The organism is Candidatus Pelagibacter communis, assembly GCF_001180225.1.
In the GTDB taxonomy this organism is placed as follows: Bacteria; Pseudomonadota; Alphaproteobacteria; order Pelagibacterales; family Pelagibacteraceae; genus Pelagibacter; species Pelagibacter ubique_D.
On record NZ_CVST01000057.1, the window covers coordinates 1 to 836 of the forward strand.

The window sequence follows — 836 nt, forward strand, 5'->3', positions numbered from 1 at the left end:
AAGTTTTTCAATTTTTCTGTAAGAATAATTTTTTAACAATAAATACTGCAATTATCATTCCAATCAATTCAGCTGTTATATAAAATGGTGTATTTAAATAATTTATACCAGTAAAAGACTCCGTAAAAGTTCTAGCTATAGCAACAGCAGGGTTGGCAAATGATGTTGATGAAGTAAACCAGTAACCAGCTGTAATATATAAACCAACTGAAGCAGCTACAGTAATTTTACCTGATTTCATTGAACCAAAAATTATCATTATAAGACCTAAAGTAGCTACTATTTCTGATACAAATATATAAATGCCATCTCTTGATTTTGTTGATAGCTCAAATATTTGATGCTCAAAAAAGAAATTAGCCAAGGCAACACCCAACATGCACCCTAAGATTTGAGCAGAAATATAAAAGGGAAGTAATCTTTTTTTTAATTTCCCCGTAATTGTCATTGCAATACTAACAAATGGATTGAAATGAGCGCCTGATACATCAGCAAATACTGTAATTAACACAAATAAACCAGCGCCTGTTGCTATAGTATTGGCAATTAGCATTACAGCTATATCGTTAGTCAGATTTTCAGCCATTAAACCTGATCCAACTATGATCATTACTAGAAAGCAACTTCCAATAAATTCTGAAAGAAAATATCTACTTTTATTTTTCATTTATCCAATCTTTAATTTTACTACTTATAATATTGAATGTGTTTCTAATAATTATTTGTTTTTCTTCATTATTTGCACTTTGAAGTTTAGATACAGGATCTTCTATGTCCCAATGTATTATTTGTTCCTTTTGTGGCCAGATAGGGCACACCTCATTATTTGCATTATT

The 836-nt window shown here is 30.0% G+C and carries 1 protein-coding gene and 1 pseudogene; both read right to left on the reverse strand.

Translation table 11 applies throughout. The annotated features are described in order from the left end of the window. Nucleotides 1-7: 7 nt before the first annotated feature. Nucleotides 8-667 (reverse strand): MIP/aquaporin family protein, encoded by a 660-nt coding sequence (locus AMN99_RS04305; RefSeq protein ID WP_075506597.1) that lies wholly within the window; start codon nt 665-667, stop codon nt 8-10. After that, nucleotides 657-836, reverse strand: a pseudogene (locus tag AMN99_RS05825) (hypothetical protein); the annotation flags it as partial. The gene AMN99_RS04305 and the pseudogene AMN99_RS05825, both read right to left, overlap by 11 nt.

Bases quoted from the DNA above. Each gene is read 5' to 3' on its own strand.
- AMN99_RS04305 (WP_075506597.1), bottom strand. From the start codon at position 667: ATGAAAAATAAAAGTAGATATTTTCTTTCAGAATTTATTGGAAGTTGC.